A 3,665-nucleotide genomic window follows, 5' to 3' on the forward strand; every position below is an offset into this window, starting at 1 on the left:
TCGGCGGACCGCCCGGCGGCGGCGGCTTCGGTGGTCCCGGTGGCGGTGGCTTCCGGGGCGGCGGCGGTGGTGGCGGCGGACAGCGCTTCCGCGACAATGCCGGCGGCCGCCTGCAATTCTCGCTCTACCACACCTGGACGATCCAGGATCGCATCCTCATCCGGCCGGGTCTGCCCGCGCTCGATCTGCTCAACGGCGCCGCCGTCGGATCGGGCGGCGGCCAGCCGCGGCATCAGGTGCAGGCGCAGCTCGGCTATTCGAACAACGGCCTCGGCGCGCGGCTGGAGACGAACTGGCAGAGCGGCACGCGCGTCGATGCCGCACCCGGCAGCACGACCGGCGATCTGCGTTTCTCGTCGCTCGGCACCGCCAATCTGCGGCTGTTCGCCAATGTCGGGCAGATGCCGCGCTTCATCGGCAAGGATTGGGCGCGCAACCTTCGCGTCACCTTCTCGGTGACCAACCTCTTCGATACGCGTCAGAACGTCCGCGATGCGTTCGGCAGCACGCCGATCCGCTACCAATCGGCCTATCTCGATCCGATCGGCCGCAGCTTCCGCATCGGCATCCGCAAGCTCTTCACGCAACTGCCGCCGAGGCCGGTGACGCGGCCGCAGGGCGGCTAGAGCCTGTCCCGTTCAAGCGAAAACGTCACCCCGGCTTGAGCCGGGGTGACGACAGTTCACACAGGACAGACCCTAAGCTACCGGTACAGCCGACCGTCGGTCAGCGCGTCGGGTTCGAACGCGAACAGGCGCTCGGCATCCGGCGCGGGCACGTCGGCGGCGATCGCCTCCGGTGCGATCCGGTGGAGGATGTGGCGGATCAAGGCGATCCGCGCGGGCTTCTTGTGGTTGGCGCGGACGCAGGTCCACGGCGCGAGCGGGCTGTTGGTGCGCATCAGCATCTCGTCGCGCGCGTCCGAATAGGCATCCCACTTCTTCTGCGCGACGGCATCGAGATCGGAAACCTTGAGCGCCTTGAGCGGATCGGTGCGGCGCGCATCCAGCCGTACCTTCTGCTCCTTCTTGGAAATGTCGAGCCAGAGCTTGACCAGGGTGATGCCGCTCTCGACCAGCATCCGTTCGAAATCGGGCGCGTCGCGGAGGAATTCCTCCTGCTCGGCGGGCGTGGAGAAGCCCATCACGCGCTCGACGCCCGCGCGATTGTACCAACTGCGGTTGAAGATCACGAACTCGCCCGCCGCGGGCAGGTAGGCGGCGTAACGCTGGAAATACCAGGAGGTCCGATCGCGATCGGAAGGCTTGGGCAGCGCCACGGTGCGCGTCGCGCGCGTCGACAGATGCTCGGTGATCCGCTTGATCGACCCGTCCTTGCCCGCGCCGTCGCGTCCCTCGAACAGAACGACCGCGCGCTTGCCGCTCTTCGCCATCGCCATCTGCGTATCGACCAGCGCGAGTTGCAGCCGGGCGAGGTCGTGCTTGTAATCTTCGGAATCGGGATCGCTCATCACGCTGGATCGCCCAAAGAGGGAGATTGTTCCACTTGCGTCACTTTCCCGCTCGCCGTTCTTAGGCTCTGCCCTGTTCAAGTTGAACCGTCACCCCTGCCTTGAGCCGGGGTGACGAGAGTGTAACGTCAACGGGACAGACTCTAACACTTGCGGCGGTGACCATAGGTCCCGATGGCGGCGCGATGAAAGGCAGCGAATCCGCGGCACCCCCCGCGCTCGTCCATCTCGCGCTCGCCGTCGGCGGCTTCGCGATCGGCACGACCGAATTCGCCACGATGAGCCTGCTGCCCTATTTCGCGCACGATCTCGGCATCGATGCGCCGACCGCCGGCAACGTCATCAGCGCCTATGCGCTGGGCGTCGTGGTCGGCGCCCCGACGATCGCGGTGCTCGCCGCGCGCCTCTCGCGGCGGACCCTGCTCATCGCGCTGATGGCGCTGTTCGCGCTCGCCAACGGGCTTTCGGGGCTCGCGCCGAGCTACCATTGGATGCTGCTGTTCCGCTTCCTGAGCGGGCTTCCGCACGGCGCCTATTTCGGGATCGCCGCGCTCGTCGCCGCAGGCGTGGTGCCGGTCGAGCGGCGGACGACGGCGGTCAGCCGGGTGATGCTGGGGCTGACGGTGGCGACGATCGTCGGCGTGCCGATCGCCAATCTCGCCGGGCAGATGATCGGCTGGCGCTGGGGCTTCGCGATCGTCGCCGCGCTGGCGCTCGCCACCGCGCTGCTGATCGCCCTCTTCGCGCCGCGCGATCCGCCGCCGCACGACGCCAGCCCGCTCCGCGAGCTGGGCGCGCTGCGCAAGGCGCAGGTGTGGCTGACGCTGGCGATCGGCGCGATCGGTTTCGGCGGCCTGTTCGCGGTCTATACCTATCTCGCCGATACGATGCTGGCGGTGACCAGGGTGCCCGCGACGATGATCCCGCTCGCGCTCGTCGCGTTCGGCCTCGGCATGACGGCGGGCAATCTCATCATCCCGCGCTTCGCCGATCGCGCGCTGATGCCGTCGGCGGGCGGGCTGCTGGTGTGGGCGGCGGGCGTGCTCGCGCTCTGGCCGCTCGCGGCACCGCATCTGCCGACGCTGCTGATCGCGATCTTCGCGATCGGCACCGGCGGCGCGCTGGGCACGGTGTTGCAGACGCGGCTGATGGACGTGGCGGGCGATGCGCAGGCGCTTGCCGCGGCACTCAACCATTCGGCGTTCAACACCGCCAACGCGCTAGGGCCGCTGCTCGGCGGGATGGCGATCCGCGCCGGCTATGGCTGGACCTCGACCGGGCTCGTCGGCAGCGCGCTCGCGCTCGGCGGCCTCGCGATCTGGGCGGTCTCCTACCGCCTCACTCGACGGTGACGCTCTTGGCGAGGTTGCGCGGCTGATCGACGTCGGTGCCCTTGGCGACCGCGACATGATAAGCGAGCAACTGCACCGGGATCGCATAGACCAGCGGCGCGATCAGCGGGTGGACCTTGGGCATGGTGATCGTCGCGATGCAGCCGTCGCCCGCCGCCGCGACCCCGTCATAGTCCGAGATCAGCACCACCTTGCCGCCGCGCGCCTGCACCTCCTGCATGTTCGACACGGTCTTGTCGAACAGGGGGCCGGAGGGCGCGATGACGATGATCGGCACATTTTCGTCGATCAGCGCGATCGGACCATGCTTCATCTCGCCCGCCGCATAGCCCTCGGCGTGGATGTAGCTGATCTCCTTGAGCTTGAGCGCGCCCTCCATTGCCAGCGGATAATCGGGGCCGCGGCCGAGATAGAGCACGTCGCGCGCCGCCGCGATCATCGGCGCCATCGCCTCGATCGATTCGTCATAGGCGAGCGCGCCGTTGAGCGCGGCGGGCGCTTCCGACAGATGCCGGACGAGATTGCGCTCCTCCTCGCGCGACAGCCGCCCCTTGGCGCGCGCGAGATTGGCGGCGAGTGCCGCCAGCACCGCGAGCTGGCAGGTAAAGGCCTTGGTCGAGGCGACGCCGATCTCCGGCCCCGCGTGCGTCGGCAGCAGCAGATCGGCCTCGCGCGCCATCGTCGAGGTCGGCACGTTGACCACCACCGCGATCTTCTGCCCCTCGGCCCGCGCGTGGCGCAGCGCCGCCAGCGTATCGGCGGTCTCGCCCGATTGGCTGATGAACAGCGCCAGCCCGCCCGGCTCCAGCACCGGCGCGCGGTAGCGGAATTCGGACGCCACA

The 3,665-nt window shown here is 68.8% G+C and carries 3 protein-coding genes and 1 pseudogene; 2 read left to right on the top strand and 2 right to left on the bottom strand.

What is annotated here, in order from left to right; translation table 11 throughout:
• Nucleotides 1-626, top strand: a pseudogene (locus HUU94_RS00600) (TonB-dependent receptor); the annotation flags it as partial.
• A 77-nt stretch (nt 627-703) separates the two neighbouring features.
• Here HUU94_RS00600 and ppk2 read toward each other — a convergent pair.
• A complete protein-coding gene (gene ppk2, locus HUU94_RS00605) occupies nt 704-1,471 on the bottom strand; it encodes a polyphosphate kinase 2 (protein ID WP_174273198.1) in 768 nt (255 codons plus the stop codon).
• A 185-nt stretch (nt 1,472-1,656) separates the two neighbouring features.
• On the opposite strand from ppk2, the gene HUU94_RS00610 reads away from it, so the two are divergent.
• Nucleotides 1,657-2,823, top strand: coding sequence for an MFS transporter (locus HUU94_RS00610; RefSeq protein WP_174273199.1), 1,167 nt, complete (start codon nt 1,657-1,659; stop codon nt 2,821-2,823).
• On the opposite strand, the gene HUU94_RS00615 is transcribed toward HUU94_RS00610, so the two are convergent.
• Nucleotides 2,810-3,665: isomerizing glutamine--fructose-6-phosphate transaminase (locus HUU94_RS00615; RefSeq protein ID WP_174273200.1), on the bottom strand; the 856-nt coding region annotated here is incomplete at its 5' end. The two genes, HUU94_RS00610 and HUU94_RS00615, sit on opposite strands and share 14 nt — an antisense overlap.

The organism is Sphingomonas bacterium, from assembly GCF_903644055.1.
In the GTDB taxonomy this organism is placed as follows: domain Bacteria; phylum Pseudomonadota; class Alphaproteobacteria; order Sphingomonadales; family Sphingomonadaceae; genus Sphingomonas_I.

Coding starts and splice junctions, on each gene's coding strand:
- HUU94_RS00610 (WP_174273199.1), top strand. CDS start 1,657: ATGAAAGGCAGCGAATCCGCGGCACCCCCCGCGCTCGTCCATCTCGCG.
- ppk2 (WP_174273198.1), bottom strand. CDS start 1,471: ATGAGCGATCCCGATTCCGAAGATTACAAGCACGACCTCGCCCGGCTG.